This window comes from Salmonella sp. 3C (assembly GCF_025426275.1).
GTDB lineage: Bacteria > Pseudomonadota > Gammaproteobacteria > Enterobacterales > Enterobacteriaceae > Salmonella > Salmonella enterica.
Window position 1 is genome coordinate 4,649,883 of sequence record NZ_CP104858.1, and the last position, 17,369, is coordinate 4,667,251.

18 protein-coding genes and 4 pseudogenes are annotated in these 17,369 nt (G+C 50.0%); 1 reads left to right on the top strand and 21 read right to left on the bottom strand.

The annotated features are described in order from the left end of the window. Positions 1-210: 210 nt before the first annotated feature. The 3 genes and pseudogenes from N7E69_RS22630 to N7E69_RS22635 form a co-directional block, all read right to left on the bottom strand. Entirely contained in the window at positions 211-1,029 is an 819-nt protein-coding gene (locus tag N7E69_RS22630) for a hypothetical protein (RefSeq protein ID WP_001176778.1), read from the bottom strand. 478 nt (positions 1,030-1,507) lie between these two features. Next, positions 1,508-1,753, bottom strand: a pseudogene (locus N7E69_RS24500) (hypothetical protein); the annotation flags it as partial. Between the two features lie 618 nt (positions 1,754-2,371). Further along, a pseudogene (locus N7E69_RS22635) lies at positions 2,372-2,575 on the bottom strand (helix-turn-helix domain-containing protein); the annotation flags it as partial. Between the two features lie 230 nt (positions 2,576-2,805). On the opposite strand from N7E69_RS22635, the gene sseK3 reads away from it, so the two are divergent. Beyond that, positions 2,806-3,813: a type III secretion system effector arginine glycosyltransferase SseK3 gene (gene sseK3, locus N7E69_RS22640; RefSeq protein ID WP_000492926.1), complete on the top strand. Its 1,008-nt coding sequence runs from the start codon at positions 2,806-2,808 to the stop codon at positions 3,811-3,813. A 27-nt stretch (positions 3,814-3,840) separates the two neighbouring features. Here sseK3 and N7E69_RS22645 read toward each other — a convergent pair. The 18 genes and pseudogenes from N7E69_RS22645 to N7E69_RS22730 all read right to left on the bottom strand — a co-directional run. Beyond that, positions 3,841-3,963, bottom strand: a pseudogene (locus N7E69_RS22645) (hypothetical protein); the annotation flags it as partial. A 134-nt stretch (positions 3,964-4,097) separates the two neighbouring features. Further along, positions 4,098-4,697 (bottom strand): tail fiber assembly protein, encoded by a 600-nt coding sequence (locus N7E69_RS22650; protein ID WP_015701331.1) that lies wholly within the window; start codon positions 4,695-4,697, stop codon positions 4,098-4,100. Next, the gene (locus N7E69_RS22655) at positions 4,667-6,229 is read right to left on the bottom strand and encodes a hypothetical protein (protein WP_000554737.1); all 1,563 of its coding nucleotides are present in this window, start codon (positions 6,227-6,229) and stop codon (positions 4,667-4,669) included. The genes N7E69_RS22650 and N7E69_RS22655 overlap by 31 nt, the downstream gene beginning before the upstream one ends. Then, complete coding sequence (locus N7E69_RS22660) at positions 6,216-6,803, bottom strand: YmfQ family protein (RefSeq protein ID WP_001207832.1); 588 nt, start codon at positions 6,801-6,803, stop codon at positions 6,216-6,218. The genes N7E69_RS22655 and N7E69_RS22660 overlap by 14 nt, the downstream gene beginning before the upstream one ends. A gap of 2 nt (positions 6,804-6,805) precedes the next feature. Next, positions 6,806-7,885: a baseplate J/gp47 family protein gene (locus N7E69_RS22665; protein ID WP_000785580.1), complete on the bottom strand. Its 1,080-nt coding sequence runs from the start codon at positions 7,883-7,885 to the stop codon at positions 6,806-6,808. Then, positions 7,878-8,291, bottom strand: coding sequence for a phage GP46 family protein (locus N7E69_RS22670; protein WP_000605050.1), 414 nt, complete (start codon positions 8,289-8,291; stop codon positions 7,878-7,880). Before N7E69_RS22670 ends, N7E69_RS22665 begins: the two co-directional genes overlap by 8 nt. Positions 8,292-8,295: 4 nt before the next feature. Further along, a complete protein-coding gene (locus N7E69_RS22675; RefSeq protein ID WP_001273649.1) occupies positions 8,296-8,829 on the bottom strand; it encodes a phage baseplate assembly protein V in 534 nt (177 codons plus the stop codon). Then, positions 8,829-9,886, bottom strand: a pseudogene (locus N7E69_RS22680) (phage baseplate assembly protein). Before N7E69_RS22680 ends, N7E69_RS22675 begins: the two are co-directional and overlap by 1 nt. Then, positions 9,883-11,223 carry a DNA circularization protein gene (locus tag N7E69_RS22685; RefSeq protein WP_000863818.1) on the bottom strand — a complete coding sequence of 447 codons (1,341 nt, stop codon included), beginning with the start codon at positions 11,221-11,223 and terminating at the stop codon, positions 9,883-9,885. The pseudogene N7E69_RS22680 and the gene N7E69_RS22685 overlap by 4 nt, the downstream one beginning before the upstream one ends. A gap of 33 nt (positions 11,224-11,256) precedes the next feature. Then, the gene (locus tag N7E69_RS22690) at positions 11,257-13,185 is read right to left on the bottom strand and encodes a phage tail tape measure protein (protein ID WP_000785386.1); all 1,929 of its coding nucleotides are present in this window, start codon (positions 13,183-13,185) and stop codon (positions 11,257-11,259) included. A gap of 84 nt (positions 13,186-13,269) precedes the next feature. Then, positions 13,270-13,596, bottom strand: coding sequence for a phage tail assembly protein (locus tag N7E69_RS22695; RefSeq protein ID WP_000588852.1), 327 nt, complete (start codon positions 13,594-13,596; stop codon positions 13,270-13,272). Further along, on the bottom strand, positions 13,593-13,949 hold the full coding sequence (locus N7E69_RS22700) for a phage tail tube protein (protein WP_000515952.1): 357 nt from the start codon (positions 13,947-13,949) through the stop codon (positions 13,593-13,595). Before N7E69_RS22700 ends, N7E69_RS22695 begins: the two co-directional genes overlap by 4 nt. Next, on the bottom strand, positions 13,949-15,445 hold the full coding sequence (locus tag N7E69_RS22705; protein WP_001007995.1) for a phage tail sheath subtilisin-like domain-containing protein: 1,497 nt from the start codon (positions 15,443-15,445) through the stop codon (positions 13,949-13,951). The genes N7E69_RS22700 and N7E69_RS22705 overlap by 1 nt, the downstream gene beginning before the upstream one ends. Next, positions 15,435-15,599 carry a DUF2635 domain-containing protein gene (locus N7E69_RS22710; protein ID WP_000497739.1) on the bottom strand — a complete coding sequence of 55 codons (165 nt, stop codon included), beginning with the start codon at positions 15,597-15,599 and terminating at the stop codon, positions 15,435-15,437. The genes N7E69_RS22705 and N7E69_RS22710 overlap by 11 nt, the downstream gene beginning before the upstream one ends. A gap of 3 nt (positions 15,600-15,602) precedes the next feature. After that, positions 15,603-16,163 (bottom strand): hypothetical protein, encoded by a 561-nt coding sequence (locus N7E69_RS22715; RefSeq protein ID WP_000779217.1) that lies wholly within the window; start codon positions 16,161-16,163, stop codon positions 15,603-15,605. After that, complete coding sequence (locus tag N7E69_RS22720) at positions 16,160-16,672, bottom strand: hypothetical protein (RefSeq protein ID WP_001135697.1); 513 nt, start codon at positions 16,670-16,672, stop codon at positions 16,160-16,162. Before N7E69_RS22720 ends, N7E69_RS22715 begins: the two co-directional genes overlap by 4 nt. Next, entirely contained in the window at positions 16,644-17,048 is a 405-nt protein-coding gene (locus N7E69_RS22725) for a phage head closure protein (protein ID WP_000702409.1), read from the bottom strand. Before N7E69_RS22725 ends, N7E69_RS22720 begins: the two co-directional genes overlap by 29 nt. Further along, positions 17,045-17,368 carry a head-tail connector protein gene (locus N7E69_RS22730; protein WP_000927378.1) on the bottom strand — a complete coding sequence of 108 codons (324 nt, stop codon included), beginning with the start codon at positions 17,366-17,368 and terminating at the stop codon, positions 17,045-17,047. The genes N7E69_RS22725 and N7E69_RS22730 overlap by 4 nt, the downstream gene beginning before the upstream one ends. Position 17,369 lies beyond the last annotated feature (1 nt).

Genomic DNA, 17,369 nt, shown 5'->3' on the forward strand with positions numbered 1-17,369 from the left:
ATTTTTGATTTGCGGCAACAAAATTAATAAGAGTCATGGTAGCTAAAAAAACTCTTTTTCTTTTCCTGTACAAATAAGATAAAAATCGCTTCATCCACCACCGCAAGAATATGTATATTATCTGTTATTACTATTTCGATAACACAATATCAAATTAAATATATCTCTATTACCTATCCATTAGTGTAATTTTCTTAAACTGAAAATTTATCATTTACAGCCCAAACTCTTACGCATTTTTTCTTTTAATGGCTCGGCTACTTCTGGACGTAATTTTGAGTATAAATTTTGTAGATTTTCACAGCCAGCAGGTTGGCCTGATGATAAAGGCTCTATTTTTGTCAGGATATTCCACAAAATATAAATTGCAAATGCGATTAGCATTATACTTAAAAAACAAATACGGATACCCCGAGCATTAAACAACGCTGGGACATTTGATGCTTCTTGTTTAACGGATGGCACATAATTTACGACTGGAGCAGTAACCTCAGGAATAACAAGTTGTTTTCCATACGGAACGAAGTATTCAGAAATATGCTCTGGGCTATAATGCTGTTCAACACGTTTCCACTCATCTGACGGAATGAGTAAGAACGATAATGTATCACTAAAAGTGCTGTTCTGATATACCCGCAAACTATATCCACTATTAGCCAATATATGCTCAATGCGCACCAGTTCTGTATCAAAACCATCACTTCCCATTGGGTAGTGATGAAACACATACTGCGTATCAACCAAATTTATCGTTGCTGTTTCAATCTCACTGTCATAATCGAATTTGACCGTGACAGGCTTCCCTCCCTGATTATCTGAAAGTGCCTCAAGCAGGCTAAAAGTCCCCTCTTTCCAGTCAATATTAATTCCGTAGATACTCATAAACAGCGCCTGGTAGTCCTCTAATGCAGACTCAGACAGACACGGTTCTTTATGTTTCTCCAAAAAAAACTTACGCCTTAAAGAGGCTTGTTCATCATCATTGGCAGCAAAAAAATCAGAAAACTCATCCTGTTCTGGTAATTGCATCGTGGTTCCATCCAATATTTTATTAATCAAAAATCGATCCCAGCAGCTAATTTTCCCTGCTGTCTATGATAGAATAGAATATGTGATCTCAAAGCGTCAAGATGACAAGACCAAACGAGCACGCATCCATTCAATAAATGAATAAACCCTGTTAATACAAATAGTTTCAAAAATGATTTATCTGGACAACTGAAATTATCTTTATACTGATAGCAGTACAGCCATTTCTGTAAGTTTAAATGACAGATAAAAACACGGACAAATCGTTTTACGTTATTTCCAATATTTTCAATGTCTGCCCTCTGTTTTTTTACGTAATCCCTATGTTGTCGCGACGGGAACAATAATAGCGAATTCGCGTATGACGTTTTAGGGGCATTCATAAAAGAGTTTTTTGAAAACATGAAGGGAGATGAACGGAAAAAGGTTCGTTAAGGCTGGATGCGATCACGTTCGCTTACGGCGAACGTAACCCTTTTTACCTGGCTGCATTTTTCTTCTTCTTTTCGTCCTCAACATGCTTATCAACAGGTGAGTCTTTTAAGCGATTGTTTTGCATGATGTCATCTTCAAGCGATTTTAGATAGCTTGCATCAGTCAGCAAGGCTATTGCCAGCGTTTTCGCATAAAATTGCGCGTGGCTTCGTGTCGTAGGATTTACCGCGTAGGTTCTGGCAAGCTCATGTCCAGGGGAGGCGGTATCACCACTGAAAAAGATTTCGCCTCTTTTCCACCATCCTCCAGCAATCCATTTCCTTTAAGATACCCTCACAGGATCCGTGTGAAGCAACGGCAGTTAAACTGTTTTGTCACCAGAGATGTGAGATGGGCGTTGCAAAAGAGTGTGAGCTTGTGAGCTAAAGAAGATAAAAGTGGATGCCCGACGCGCAGCAAAATGGTAAAAAACAGCATCAGTAGTAAGAAAAATCGAGCGAGTGAAAGAAATTTTAATGCAGGGATTTATGTATGACGAAATCAAAAACGCTTTGTCAGTGATTGATTTTGTTGAATGATTGGCGGAGAGAGGGGGATTTGAACCCCCGGTAGAGTTGCCCCTACTCCGGTTTTCGAGACCGTCCCAATATTCTTATTTAACATTAACTTATCTAATAACATGAGAAAAAAGTAGCATTTTTGTACGCAGTATTTTCAGAAAGTTAGCCTACTTATCAAAATCATTTTCTCACCATGATAGACTATTTTTTAAACAAAACCATCTCCTTTATTGACTTCCCACAACAACATGCGCCATAACATCTTCGTGGCATCTGGTGGTTTCCGTCCTTAATCAGTTATGGGATTCCTACAGGTTCACCGGATGCCACAACCTTCCCTCATGCTTCTAGTTAGCGCGGTAATCCCGTTTTTTAACTCCCTTCCGGTTAGCCGATAACAGAATCCAGTACAGCCCGTGTATCGACAGCCCCACATCATAAATAATCGCTACCTGCTGTCGCGGTATTCCTGCCCCAATCAGACGCCCGGCCTGCGCCCATTGCTCAGGTGATAACTTTGGTCTTCGCCCGCCAATCTCCCCTGTCCCCCTGCAATACAATAAAAACATATCGTATAAGAAGTATAAAATACTTATTCAAAAATGTAATTTTAAGCCCCCCCTAACCAAGTAAAAACTATCGTTTCAGATAGCTATGGCACGAAAATACGGTAGCAAATCTTCATACAAAAATCTTCCAATTTATTAAACTAAGGTTAAAACCCGATATCTTATCAATCTCAAATCATGGTATGTTATATTAATAGCGTAAGGGTTGAAAAATGTTTTCTCGAGTCAGAGGTTTTCTTTCATGCCAGAACTATTCTCATACTGCAACTCCAGCTATTACTCTGCCTTCATCAGGTAGTGCAAACTTTGCCGGAGTTGAATATCCTTTATTGCCATTAGATCAGCACACCCCCCTACTTTTTCAATGGTTTGAACGAAACCCAAGCAGGTTTGGGGAAAACCAGATCCCAATTATTAATACTCAACAAAACCCCTATCTCAATAATATTATCAACGCCGCTATAATAGAAAAAGAGAGAACTATCGGGGTTTTAGTTGATGGGAATTTTAGTGCTGGACAAAAGAAAGCATTAGCAAAGCTGGAAAAACAATATGAAAATATAAAGGTTATCTATAATTCCGACCTGGATTATAGCATGTATGACAAGAAACTATCAGATATTTATTTAGAAAACATCGCTAAAATTGAAGCTCAACCAGCAAATGTCAGAGATGAATATCTGCTTGGTGAGATAAAAAAGAGTTTAAATGAAGTTTTAAAGAACAATCCAGAGGAGTCCCTTGTTTCGTCCCATGATAAACGCTTGGGACATGTACGGTTTGATTTTTACAGAAATCTTTTTTTATTAAAAGGAAGTAATGCTTTTCTGGAGGCGGGCAAACATGGCTGCCATCACCTGCAACCTGGAGGTGGCTGCATATATCTTGATGCTGATATGTTACTTACAGGTAAACTCGGCACTTTGTATTTACCTGATGGTATTGCTGTTCATGTAAGTCGTAAAGGTAATAGCATGAGTCTTGAAAATGGGATTATCGCCGTTAACCGCAGCGAGCATCCGGCATTGAAAAAAGGACTTGAAATTATGCACAGTAAACCTTATGGCGATCCATACATTGATGGTGTCTGCGGTGGGCTAAGGCATTATTTTAATTGTTCTATACGGCACAATTATGAAGAGTTTTGTAATTTTATAGAATTTAAGCATGAACATATTTTTATGGATACCAGCAGTTTGACTATCAGCTCCTGGAGATAATTATTTGCAAACGTATGATATAAACGCGAGCAATGTTTCGGCAAAGCTAAACGTAAAGACCATACTGACGATTTCGATCGATATCGTGGATGTGACGCGCGTACCTCCATTAAATTGGATGACCTGCGTGCCGTGGTGAAAATCACTCATCCGGTTAACTCCGTGGTTAAGGGGTGAGTATATTTTCAGGTCAGTACACAAGAGGGGGCTATTTGTACCGGCTGTCAGGTTGATGGCACAACGACAGGAAAAAGAAAAGGCGGGTAATAAACCCGCCTGAATATTTAGCGTGGTATATCCGGCCAGTCAGGCGCAGATGTATCCACCCTGTTTACCATTACGCTATAAAGTTCCCATGCTTCCAGCCGTTTAATCTCTTCATCTGTGGCAATTTTTAGTTTTACTGCCCGTGCCAGTGGTGCGATGGCTGATTCAGCCTCAGCAAGGCGGCGAACTTTTTCAGCCTCCGCCTTTTTACGCAGCTCTTCCGGAGAATAACCCCGTTGAACGACTTTACCGTCCTGATATAACCACGTACCATCACCACGGCAATCATCAGGGCAGTCAGCAGCGTCTATTTCCGCAACAGACATATTAACCGGCCACAACATTGATACAGAATATGTGTTTCCTCGTTGCGGGACTGGCTTATTAACAACACCCCAGATAACCCCCTCATGGTCGTACATTATTTTTGCAGTATCATCAGAAAATAATGACTGACACTCATACCAGTCCTGTCCATCGTCCGACTCCAGAAAATATGCACCTATATTTATTTCAGCCTGAGTTTTATCCCTGTTTACGGGCGCGTCAATAAGTCTGAAATTTTTGATATTCTGATATTTTTTCATTATACCGTTCCCCCTTGTACGGTATACCACTGACTCCCGACTCGTTTTTGCAAAGGCGCATAATTAATACCATCAATATTTTCGCCCTGATAATCTTTCCAGACGGAGGTAACTACATATCCGGGAGTGTTAGGCCAGGAACCTGCATTGTTCCAGGTAGTCACTGATGTGCCAGCCCCTAACTGAACATCTAAGACGAGATTATTATTAATCCAGGTACTTAACCAGCCATTTCCCCATAGCGAACCAAAGATGTCGCCGTTATTCTGATAGATAGCCCCGCCTGCACGAAGCGTGTTAGCGGTGATATCTCCATTGACCGTAAAGACAATCGAACCGTCAGGATTTCGCTGGCTGTACAGATGCCATCCCTGATCGTCGTCCAGTTCAATAACTGTTGGCCTGTTTGCGTCGCCCCATAAATTAAACGTGGCTGTCATTGTCGAATTATTATTGCTCGTCAGTGACAGTTTTTTTGCGTTGCCTGCGCGTACGGCACCATTAGTGAGAACATCTACTGACATGTGCAGCCCGGAATTGTCGATATAACCAACCAGAGCATTATTGGCATAAATCCCCAGAACGCCGTCACTGTGCCACTTAAACCCTGTATCGTTATCTCCGAATACAATCGAATTACCACCCAGCGCATTATCAGTACCAATGCCTAACGGACCGTTTAGCCTCCCTCCATTAACTGACAGTGCCTCAACGTCACCGGCTGTGGGTTTCATCAGACTATTAAACAGTGTATATGTCTGACCGCTGGTTGAGTTTCCCGGCTGAACTGATGAATATTCAGGCGTACTGTGCAGCGTGACATTTGCATTACCGGTGTAATCATATTGCGCAATTAACCAGTACGCATACTGGCCGATATTAATATAAATATCGTAGGTGTCGCCTGATGTATTAACCCATGCGACCTCGTTAGCAGCAGAAGGTGAACGCCTCCATAATGTGGCGGTTATTCCAACAGGTGAACCATTACCGGCACGCAATACCAGTTCGCTGATTGCCGCCTGTTCAGGTGAACCAGCGTTAAACCCCGCCCCACCGTACAGTTTAATCACCGCAGTTGATGTAGCCTGCGGCATTACAACCGTGGCGATTTTGAACCAGCCTGATTCGCCAAGTGTAATGGTGGTTGACGTTACCGCACCGATGGTTCTCGCAAATTGTTTTTTGTCAGGAATATCGCCGCCGTTCTGCGATTTTTGCAGGGCCCCTGCAGCGAGATTTATCGTTTCTCCTAAACCGACGTTCTGGAGAAACAGCGGCTTATTCGGGATGTCCGCGCCATTCTGATTTTTTTCAAGACGGGTTTTAACCTGTTCATCGATCAGCCTGCCAATGGCGGCGTGAAGCTGCGTATGTTCGCCTTTACTGAGTGGTATGCCGGCGGCTTCAATAACAGTACAGACCTCTTCCTGGACTGCATCCCACATATCACTGTTGAGATCCGTTGCGCGGCGGCCCGTGGCGGGATCACCATTCGTAAATCCGTTTTTTCCCTGACCAAATTTATCTTTTTGCGCGGTGGGCGTATCAATTCTGTGCATTCTCTTTTCCTTCCGGATAAGCAAAAACAACAACCGTATGTGACGGACAAAGCTTATCAATCACACATTCAGCAACAGTATCGCCCCACGTTCTGATCGCAGAGTCGCAGGTGCTTGTACAGGTCTGCCAGCTGATGTTCGCATCAGCCGGAATATTCACACGCCAGTAGTAACGCCAGAATTCCCCCCATTCAGGATCGGGTGTGCTGTCGAGATTCTGAAACTGCTCAATGGTGGCAGCGGTATACCCCAACGCATCAAGCTGTTCCCGATAAAACCTCTCGTTTATACCGCCAGCAACATTTGCCTTTGCATCCAGCCGTTGCTGGCGCTGCTGTAATGTCTGAACGCCTTCCGGTGCACAGGAATCAGGCAGGCCATACAGCTGTTCATAACGGTCTATCAGTTCTGTGGTTCTGGCCGGATCAATTTCAGCCATCAGTTCATCCGCTCTCTGATGTACCCGGTTCAGCGACGGCGCCAGCCCTTCAATCAGTGGGTTTTCTCCGTCCCAGGCAGGCCCTTCCGGCAGAAGGTGATAAAGTAACTGCGTATATTCGTCCTGTAATGCCATAGTTATCCGTTCTCCCCGGTATAGGTGGCCCAGGTTATATTCCCCAGGACAGGAAGTTCAGTTTTTCCCAGCACCACATCTGCCGCCGGCACACGCAGCTGATGTGCCACTTCCCCGGTCGCCAGACTTATCGCCTCGCTGATTCGCGAAACATAAATTTTTCCGGACGGCGCGCCATCACGCAGCATCAGCGCATTTAGCTCCGCAATAATGGCAGTACGAATTTCCGGGGTATCTTTGGCCAGTGCGACTGTTACCGGAATGCTTTTTTCAGTGGCAGCGAAAACAAAGAGTCCGCCGCCAGCAACAGGTGCCAGCGGCAAAATATGGTCACGTACAGCCTTAACGAGATCGTCGCCAGGAGCCGGATTCACCGGGTTACTGGTAGCCACCATCACACCAACGGTGCCGGTCCCCTTATAATGGCGGAATGTCCACGCACGGGTTATTCCCGCGATTTCCTTTGCCCAGATGACGTAATCAGGATCAGCGCCCCCCTGTGGTATCCAGTAATAGCGTTCCATGACGCGCGCGCGCCACGTTTCAGGCTCCTCTGTATCAGCCCCCCCGGTCAGAGTGTCAGCGTAACCTGTAGAAGGAATACCAGTAATCGGCGTGCCAAGGCGTAACGCCGTACCATCGTCAGTATTACCGGCAGTTCCCGCCACATCAGCAATAACCGGCACACGTAACAGGCCGCCGGAAGCTTTCACCGTCTGCAGGGTCGTGAATGTAACCTGATCATCCCGCTGAATCTGTGTACCCGCGGGGATCTCCGGCGTTCCGGCAATACCATCCCAGCGTGCAAATCCCTTCGCAGATACGGCATTTTTCCTGGGACAACGCTTAATCCTCGCGTGACGGTAAAGCCAGTCCTCATCACACATATCAGGCAGCATATTCCGGGCCAGATAATCGATATAACCATACAGCGTATGTACGGCAGCAGCCTGTACCCGGCTGTAAACCTCGGCATCCATGCGACGTAACACAACATCCTGCTGAAAACGGGTCAGTAAATCGCTGCGAATGGTAGCAATCAACTGAGGAAGTTCAGGACGTGCAAATTGACTGTCAGCCATTAAGTTTGCTCCATATATCATCGAATGTAATATTGTGAATTACCCCGTCCCGCTGATATATCGTCACGCCAGCTGCCAGGGTATCTGTTCCTGTGCGTTCAGATGTCACATCAATACGTGCCGCCACGCCATCGTCTGTCATCCACGCCAGCGCCTGCTGCATGTATTCGCGGGCATCCTGCGGCGTTTTATTGGTGAGTTTGCGGCGTTTCAGCAGGTAGAGGCGGGAACCGATGCGGTCATTCTGAACAGCAGGCCAGGTGTCCCCCCACCAGCCGTATGGCTGTGGGGTCCTGTCATCCCGCTCCGCCCGGCGCCAGGTAAAAAGAGAAATCACCACTGCCCGCGTCAGAAAGTCGAGCGAAGCCGTGGCATCCTTACGGATTCCATTAACATAAAGGATCATGGTGTCAGCTCATGGGTTGGCCAGGCTTATCGGTTATACCGCCGCCATCGCCATTTTCTTTATGGGTATGACCGTTATAGGTCGTGCGCATTTCAGCCATCGTTTTTCCACTGCTGTCACAGTTGTCCCTGATATCGCCAGTGGATTCGATCGGCATTTCAAAACGTGCTTTAGTGGCATTCGTGAAAATAACTGGCTTTCCGCCGCCATTTACCACTATTCCGGCTCGGGTTAATGTGACCGACTGCCCCTGATCGTCATATAGCGCGACTTCCCCGCGCGCCAGCCCTTTCAGTCTGAAGCGGCGGTCAGCCACAACCACAGCCACTCCGTGCGAACGGTCACCGCCGGGAAACAATACCACCGCTTCTGCGCCATTCTGTGCTGCAGAGGTGAAACCGTAAGGTTCAAGATGCTCCACATTCTCTTTTTTTTCACCGGCAATAAGTTTCAGTCCGGCAGTCTGGCATTTTCTGACGGTATCAATCGCGGTAATGACTGCGCGCGTTATCATGTTCTGAAGAGGATGGTTAGCCATCAGAAATCTGCCTCCTCACTGACTTTTTTCTTCGCTTTCGGCCTGAATGGTTCAGGAAGATAGGCATCCGCAGGCCCACCCGGATTTCGGTCAGGGTGCCGTTATTGTCCTGGCTGTACGTCACTTCGGCGATCACCAGCGTTTCATTGTCAAAACCGTTCAGCGGGTCATACACCACCACGGCCTGATTCGGTTTCCACAATTCGCCATTCCCCTGTCTCCATCCCTGTACGGTATAGGTGGTTTCCAGCGTTTTCGCCGCACGCTGACGGGCTTCAAATTCACAGCGTGATTTGCAGCTGTCAGTTGTGGCAGTTCCTGACTGCTGAATGGTGTGGGGACGATACCGCGTGACGCCTGCATCACCAGTACTCTGCCGGATAGCAGCAATGGTTGCCTCGCCGAAATCGTCATCCGTACCAGGACGCTGCCCCGTAACCAGATAACTGGAGAAACGCTCACGAACACTACGCTCGGTATCACAGGAAAGAATATTTTCGCCAAGTACCAGTGCCGTGGCTGCTTTCATACTGCCCGGCCTGCCGAGAACCAGCCGTCCCCGTTCGTCGTCATATGCCAGCGCCTGAGCCTGTCCAAGCAGCCTGTTCAGACAGTCCACAACCGTTTCACCATGTTCCGGCTGAGCCTCAATAACGGCGGCTGCCGGCGCGCCTGCATCAACAACGTCCACACCGAATGGCCGGGCAAGTGCGCTGGCGATCAGGAATAAATTTTCCCCGTTATGCTGTGCAGGCGACGCAGAACAGTCGATAAGATCTGCCGTTTTGCTGCGCCCGACAATGCCCGTCATAATGGTCTGCGCATCATAACGTAGCGGTAACGCCTCAACCCAGCCGGTAATAACTAAATCATCGCCAATGAGTACCTCAACAGAGTCACCATTTTTTACTGGCGGTACGTCTTCTCCACCAGGCCACTGCCGGGTGATCGAGACATTAAAGTCCCGGGCAATACGGTCAATGCCCGCACTTATCCGTACTGACGTCCATCCTCCCCAGTCACGCCCGTTGACGCGTAAAAAAACCGTATTATTCATCGTACCGGAACCCTCAGCGGCTCAACCGGGATAAATCCTGGATGGGGAACGGGATTACGAGTGAGGATGTCAGATTCCCGCCCGGCGTCGTCATACCAGGCTGCAGCCAGTACCAGTGCAGGCAGAACATCATCAGGCGTTCGCAATGCAGTACGTTCAACCTGTGCCAGTCGTGCAGAAATATCGCGATTGAGATCCGTCCGCATAACGGAAATTTGCTGGAAAAGCACATCATCCCGGATACGCAACTGCTCCTGGTCAATCGCAGCATTGAGCGCGGTCCGGATAGCTTTCAGATCCTCATAATTCGGTGGAGAGCTGCCATTACTGACTGTCTGTACACCATCCAGCGCCGGGTGCATGACAGTGATAATGTCTGAGTCACGGCCTGTTCCTGCAGGCTGATTTACGCCCCGGACACCAGGTACATCACGCGGCTGCTTCAGTGTTGTCACGGCGTGGACGGCTGTGCTGATGGCTGTTGTCCTGATGGCGGCTGCGATCATATTGCGTTGCATTTTCTGTTTCGCAGCAGATCCGGAGTCAGTGGGCCAGGTGCCTCGAGGGGAAAGACCGGGATCAAGCGTGATACCTGACATCGTTTTTATCATCGTGACCAGATCCGATGTACTGCCCCTGAGCCTGTCACCTGAGCGCCAGGCTTTTTGCAGTGCGTTAACGAAATCACTTGCGGCGCCCGGTGGCATCAGAATGACAGACAAATCCCCCTGTAACAGCCGCATTGCGGCAGACACGCCGGAGTCAACCATCCTGAAAGCATCGGCAACATCGCCCAGCATGGAGGCTGCATCGGCAATGACATCGTTCTGGATAAAATCAGAAATACCTGACAACGAGAATGTGGAAAACATACTGTCAATCGCATCGTCGAAAAGCCCGCCTGACGTTTCCAGGCGCTTCGCCGTTGCCATTCCTGCCACCGGAAAAGAAAGTTCCCCACTTTCCACAAACTGAAAGGAGACACGACACATGCGCCCTTCTGTACTGCTGTGAGTGATCCTGACCTGTCCGTCAATGCTGCCCTGCATTTCGCCATACTGCGGATGGACCAGCGTACCAGGGCCTGCGGTTTCAATGGCACCAATAAGACGATCCCGCCTGTCTGCGTAATCATCACCGACAAGATAAGCATTTATCGTCAGGCGGCGCGTGGCGCGACCTAAATCCTCCGTCCAGGGCTTATCCCTGTTCGGATATTCATGTACCTGTACGCGGCGTCCAAAGGTGCTTTCATCATCTTCAACGGAGAAAGGCACTCCACGAAATGATGCATCACGCAGGCGCCCGCGCCAGCCAGTTGAGGAGAAAAAAGCCATATTTACCCCATAAGAAAACCTGCCGGAGCAGGTTTATCGTGATGTACGAAAGGGTGAGTAACCCACATCATGGCTGATGTTCATCAATTGATTACCGGATTTCGGTATATCAGTCACACGCATACCTTGTGGTGCATTCTCAAATGTCACTTTGAGTTCGCTGCGCTGCGTTGATGGCGGGACAGCTCGCTCGAGTACGCCAGAACGCCGGGTCAGTGGCACATAAGGTTGATAACGCCCCTGCGGAATCGGGGTGTCCATACCAAGAAGCTCTTTGAGTCTGGGAATAAAACCGTTATACCCGCGTTCACGCTCCTTCGTTTGCAGCTTCTGTACAGCGAATGCGCCAGCATCCATACCCGCATCCTTTGCCCCCTGCTCCAGATCCTTAAGCTCTTTAAAGAGTGACACCGCCACGCCAATTGTCAGCGTCATGGCCCCCATCCGGCCAATTTTACCCAGCAGACCGGAAAGCCGTCCGGCCAGCAGGACGGACTGCTGCAGGGCACCAATGGTCCTGACGGTAAAAGAACCAGCCATAACCAGACCAACCCCTTCAATCACCGTCTCCCATCCGCCCATCTCCTGCGCAACGTTATCGACCTCCTGCCATACCGCCTTAATCACCGGAGCAACATCGTCCCAGTTCTCAATGATCAGCATAGCGCCGGCCACCAGCGCCGCAATGGCGACTTTCGCCGGAGAGAGATTAATGACACTGTTCAGGATTTTGACAGCCCGGGACAGGCTGCCAATGGATACGCCAACAGCCAGCAGCGCCGCGCCGAACTTCGCCGCAGACTGAACCAGTTCAGGATTCGCGCGAACGAATGTCCGGAGCTGCTCCAGGTAAGGCATGACCGCTTCTGCAGCTTCGTTAATGGCGGGCAGGAAGGTATCGCCCAGCGTTACCGAAATCGCATTGACGCTGTTTTTCAGCAGAACCAGCTGGTTTTCTGTTGTGGCCGCGCGGGATGCGTATTCCTTCTGCATCGAGCCGCCATATTCCTGGGCATCAGCCACACGATCAAAATTGGTGCGTAACAAATCCAGGTTGGTCAGCAGCGGGGCAATCGCGCTAAGTGACTCCTTGCCAAACAGCGCATTCATGACGGCGGCCTGTTTAGCTTTTGGCACTTTCGCGAGCGAGTCCAGCACCTTCAGCATGGCCCCGCGCGAATCCTTTTGCATATCCTCAGCGAGTTTCCGGGGATTCAGCTTCAGGAAAGCCATAGCCTGTTTCTGGGCTTTGGTTGCCGAATTACCTGCGGTTAACGACAGCATGAAGTTTTTGATGCCGGTGGAGGCTATCTCCGATTCAACCCCCATCCCGGCAATGGTGGCGCCCATCGCGGCAATTTCGCCGGATGCCACTCCGGCAACACCGCCAAGCGGACCAATCCGCGTCACGATATCAGAAATTTTCTTCGCATTTGCCGGGCCGGTATTCCCCAGATAGTTGATTTTATCGGCCAGGACAACCACGTCTTCCTGCGTCAGTCTGAACGCTGTCCGCCACTGCGCCATCATCTGACCGGACTCTTCGGCAGTGGTATCAAACGCCACACCCATTTTCACTGCGTCGTTCGCAAACTGCATCAAATCGCCGCGGGCAATGCCTGCCTGCCCGCCCGCCGCCACGATCTCTGCAATTCCCTCCGCCGCCATCGGTAACTGTGTGGACAGCGTCAGGATATCGTCACTCATCTGCGCGAATGCTTTTTTATCATCCAGGCCGTCAACCACCTTCCGGATGTCAGCCATTTTTGACTCAAAGCCGATCGCAGCATTCACGGGCAGCGCCAGCGCCCCAAGAACAGCGGTCCCGGCAGCAGCAGCACCGATCGCCAGCCCGGCCATTTCTTTCTGAAATCCCTTCAGTTCCCGCTGCATCCCTTTCAGCGGACCCGATAACTGGTCAACGGCAGTGATAATGGCCTTTAACTGGAAACTGTCAGCCATGCTTCATTTCCTCATTGATACGGACAGCCTCCAACTCCAGCTCCAGAAAATCGGATATCGCCGCCCGCCGGAGCTCCAGGGGGTTTATTCGCCAGAAGTATGCGGTGTTGTAGACCCGCTTTCTGAGTCCTCCTCCGTCTCCGACCGGGTAAAAAAATTGAGGATCAACATACAGGCTTTGAAAATATCCAGTTTTGCCAGTTGCGCTGCCGAGGAGCGTGGAATACCTGCCAGCACAGGGATATATTTCAGCGCAACCGAACTGTCCAGCCGGACGCCGCCGTCACCGGAAACGGTGAACGGAAAACCAATGGCTTCGATTTCATCGTAGGACGGTTCGCGCAGCTCCAGCACATGAAGCTTTTCGTTATGCGCCATAATCGGCTTTTTGAGCACAAGTTCTTTTATCACTGGTAAAATCCCTCCTCACCGTGGAACTCAAGATCCACGGTGCCCTCTTCCGGGTTATGGTTGGCTTCGCCGTGCAGCCAGGCGTTTGAGAGAACATACACCTGACCATTTGCCAGCTCTGATGTGATGGTCATAACATCAGAAGACGTAATTTTATCGACCGGGAAGTTTTTCGGCACTTTGGCGGTCACCTTCGTATACGGTGCCCGGCTGGTTTCCTTGTAGTCAACGGAACCATCCAGGCCAATCACGTCGTCACGAACTTTGGTGTTCATGGGGACTTCAATCCCTCCGGTTACCGACAGTTGCTGTCCATCGATTTTGAAATACGTTGTTCCCGCAATTTTTCCCATTATGCAGCCTCCTCGCTGTACTGCAGACGGAACTGGTTAAGCACTGCAAACACACGTAACTGATTGACATAATCAGGCGGAAACAGCACATCCAGGCGGTTCGAATCGTTCGCGTTACGCTCCACTATCAGATGTTGCTGGAACAGATCGAAGTTTTCCACGATGCCTTCCCGCTCCATCTGGCGATATGTTGATCCCAGCTCACCACGGATAACGGCAGGCGTGACAATGGCCTGACCAGACCCGAAACGCGTACCATCATTAGCAAGTTTATGGCGCCCGTATTTACTGGTAATAACAGATTTCAGACGGCGCAACACATAAGCACTGGTATGCAGCGTCTCGCTGTCAAGGTAGCTGTTATCCGCCACACCATACGCATTTTTCCTGTACGTCGTGATATCCCGCTGAATACGCAGCACGCCGCTTTCCACATACGCCGTTGCCACACCGTGGGAAAGTAACGTCTGCTGTTCAGTCGTCGTGAAACGTTTGCCTTTCGGTGCCGGCAGCATGTCCACCAGTTCCCCGGTCTGGGTCGGGCGCGCCGGATCGTTACGGATAAAAACCGCAGCACGGGCAGTACGGCTTGCAGCCAGTTCATCAGCAGGCGTCTGGGTGTCTTTCTCATAGCCCGCCAGGGTGATGTGCTGCAGGTTAAACTGGTCACCCGCGGCCACAAGCTCCGACAGAGTCCCCGTCTTCGCCGTATAAACGTGACCATACAACTGCCGGACATAACTCCAGCGACCGCTGGAATCATTCATTTCAGTTGCCATCGTGTTCACCGATGCCGTGTCGTTAAACGGAAGGCCGATATAATCGAACGGCTCATCTCCCATCGCTGCCACCGCGTCGTTAAGAGCTGGCGCACCAGCCCCCTTCACGCCGCTGGCAACCGTAATATTCACACCCGCCGGTAACACCTCCCCACCGCCAAAGCCGTAATAATTGAGAGTGACCGGAATTTCATTTCCATATAACCCCTTGTGGCGCGCAGTCAGTGTCACCACCCCCGCTTCTGATGTTGCCGTAAAGGGAAGATCAGGGTTTGCATTGACCGCATCCTTAATGCTCACAGCCACCGCCGCAGCGTCATCACCGCTGGTCACGGGAGCCTGAACGCGGGTTCGGCCGGTATAGACATTCACCGTTCCGGTTTCCGTCGCTTCGCCAGTTACCGTCAAAGCGACGGTTGCTGCCGCGCCTGTGGATTCAGGTACGGCAATGACATACAGTTCGCCAAATGGATCGGTCTTACGGTACGCCCCGACCATACGGGCCAGCTGGCTTCCGGCACCGCAAATCTGACGGGCATAATCAACCGATGACACCAGAACAAGACTGTTGACGGCAATTGACGCATCATTGCTGGCGTGACCAATCAGCAGTGATGCCCCGCTGTCCCGGGCGGTATTTGCCGCCGAGTTATCCATCTCGGCATAAAACAGCGGAACCCGTGTATCTGACGGGATGGAATTAAAACTAATCGCCATTTGTTTTCACCTTTTTATTCGTGCGCCGGACATCACCAGCGGCCTCGCGGCGCAGCCAGTAGTTATTCTCATCAACATTTCGACCTCCTTCAGGTAAAAGGTCGCCACGGGCCGGATCGGGAACCGATCGCCCTTTTGCGGGTTTCACAAACATGGTTTATTCCTGAAATGTAATTTCGGTGTGGTGCTCGATGTCGCCATCTGGCCCGGTACCGGGTTCGATAAAATCAACATCAATACTGAGCGTTTTAAGATCGGGCAGGCCGTCCAGATCATCCTGCTGGCGGGTGTCTGTTTCGGTAATTTCATACTTCACCGTGAAGTCGAACTGGTAATACAGTTCGTGGCGGTTCAGATCGAGAAGCATCCCACCCGCATACTGAATTTCATGCGCCTGCGAATCTGGCTCCCACCCCAGCAGCGCCTTCCAGATTTCCTGCCTGACGTCGTGAACTGCGTCGTAAGAAGCCCACTGCCCTTTTTCATCCCGTTCGTTGCTGAGTACCACGATGACGGAAAAACCCTCCGTCAAATCCTGCCAGTAGTCGGTCTGCGATTTCTGCTCACCCGTGACGTCTTCGGCTGGCACAACATACGCGGCTGGTAGTCTGAGCTTTCCGGCCTCCGGTATCGCTTTAAACTGCGCTGCGCCACCCACACGGTTTTCAAACCGAGGGCAACGGCTGCGAAGTGCCGCAATAATCGGGGTTAATTTCATTTTTTCTTCCTTCGCTGAGGACGGAGTGATTTTCGCAATTCGCGGGAGAGCACATAACGTGTCCAGCTGCGGCGTTTATCCAGAACCTCAGTCATGTAGTTGTTACGTGGTTCCACACGCCAGCCGCTGCCGCCTGATGCGCCGCGATGATGGCCTTTCTTACGTTTCGCCCCACGGCGAACACCGTAGAACAGAAAGGCGGGGTAAAAGGCACCGTTGATATGCCGGTTGCCCTCGCCGTTTTTCTGGTTAGGCGCGATCTTCACCATGAGCCCCGGACGTTTTTTTGACGCACGGGGTACGTAGTAGCCGATAGAACGCGCCAGCTGGCCGGTGCGGTACGAGGGGTTTTCGCCTGGCTTCGAGCGGCCACGTTTCATGACCAGTCGCCGCGCATCACGCATGTGCACCTGACCAATTTTGACGAACGCCCGTCGCATTCTCGCCCGGTTAAACACCAGTTCTTCCGGCTGTACGAAATCAACGTGTAAATATGCTTTCTGCGGCATAGTCACTCCCGTTATCGGTACCCAGCGCTTCGCACTCGATCAACAGAAAGCGGCGTTTACTGTTCAGATCACGGACCCGTTTAACCCGATAAGAAATATCGTCGTGGAGCACTTCATGATCGGCGGTGATACCGCGGCGAAAACGGATGGTGAAATAGTGCGTCACCCTGTTTTCTATCTGCACAGACCCCTGATAAGCTGCCGCACCGGGTTGCGCTTTTTTGGCCCACGTCCGGATCTGCTCCGGGTACGTCGGCGTTACGCCAAAGTCATCAGCCGGAACATCGACACGCCGCCGGATAACAATGCGCTGGTCAAGTTCGCCCGGGTCGGGCAAAAGGTATGTGGCGCTGGTCTGCGCCTGACGAATTTTCATTGTGGAAAGTACCTGTATGGACCGACAAGCCAGCCAAAGCTCTGTGGCATGTCGAGTTTTTCCACTTCCGTGACGGAAGATCGGTTTTCGTAGAAATGACTGATAAGCATCAACATCCCCAGACGGATATCATCCTGCAGGAGCAGTCCGTCAGGATCGCTGTCCGGAATGGTTTCATCCGGCGCATAGAGCTTCCGGTTCAGATACGTCTCCGTCCGCTTTTGTACCGCTCTGGCCAGCAGTTGCAGGTAACGCTCATCGGCTTCAAAATCCTCATCCAGCCGGAGTTGAGCTTTAATTTCTTCCACGCTCAGAAGCATA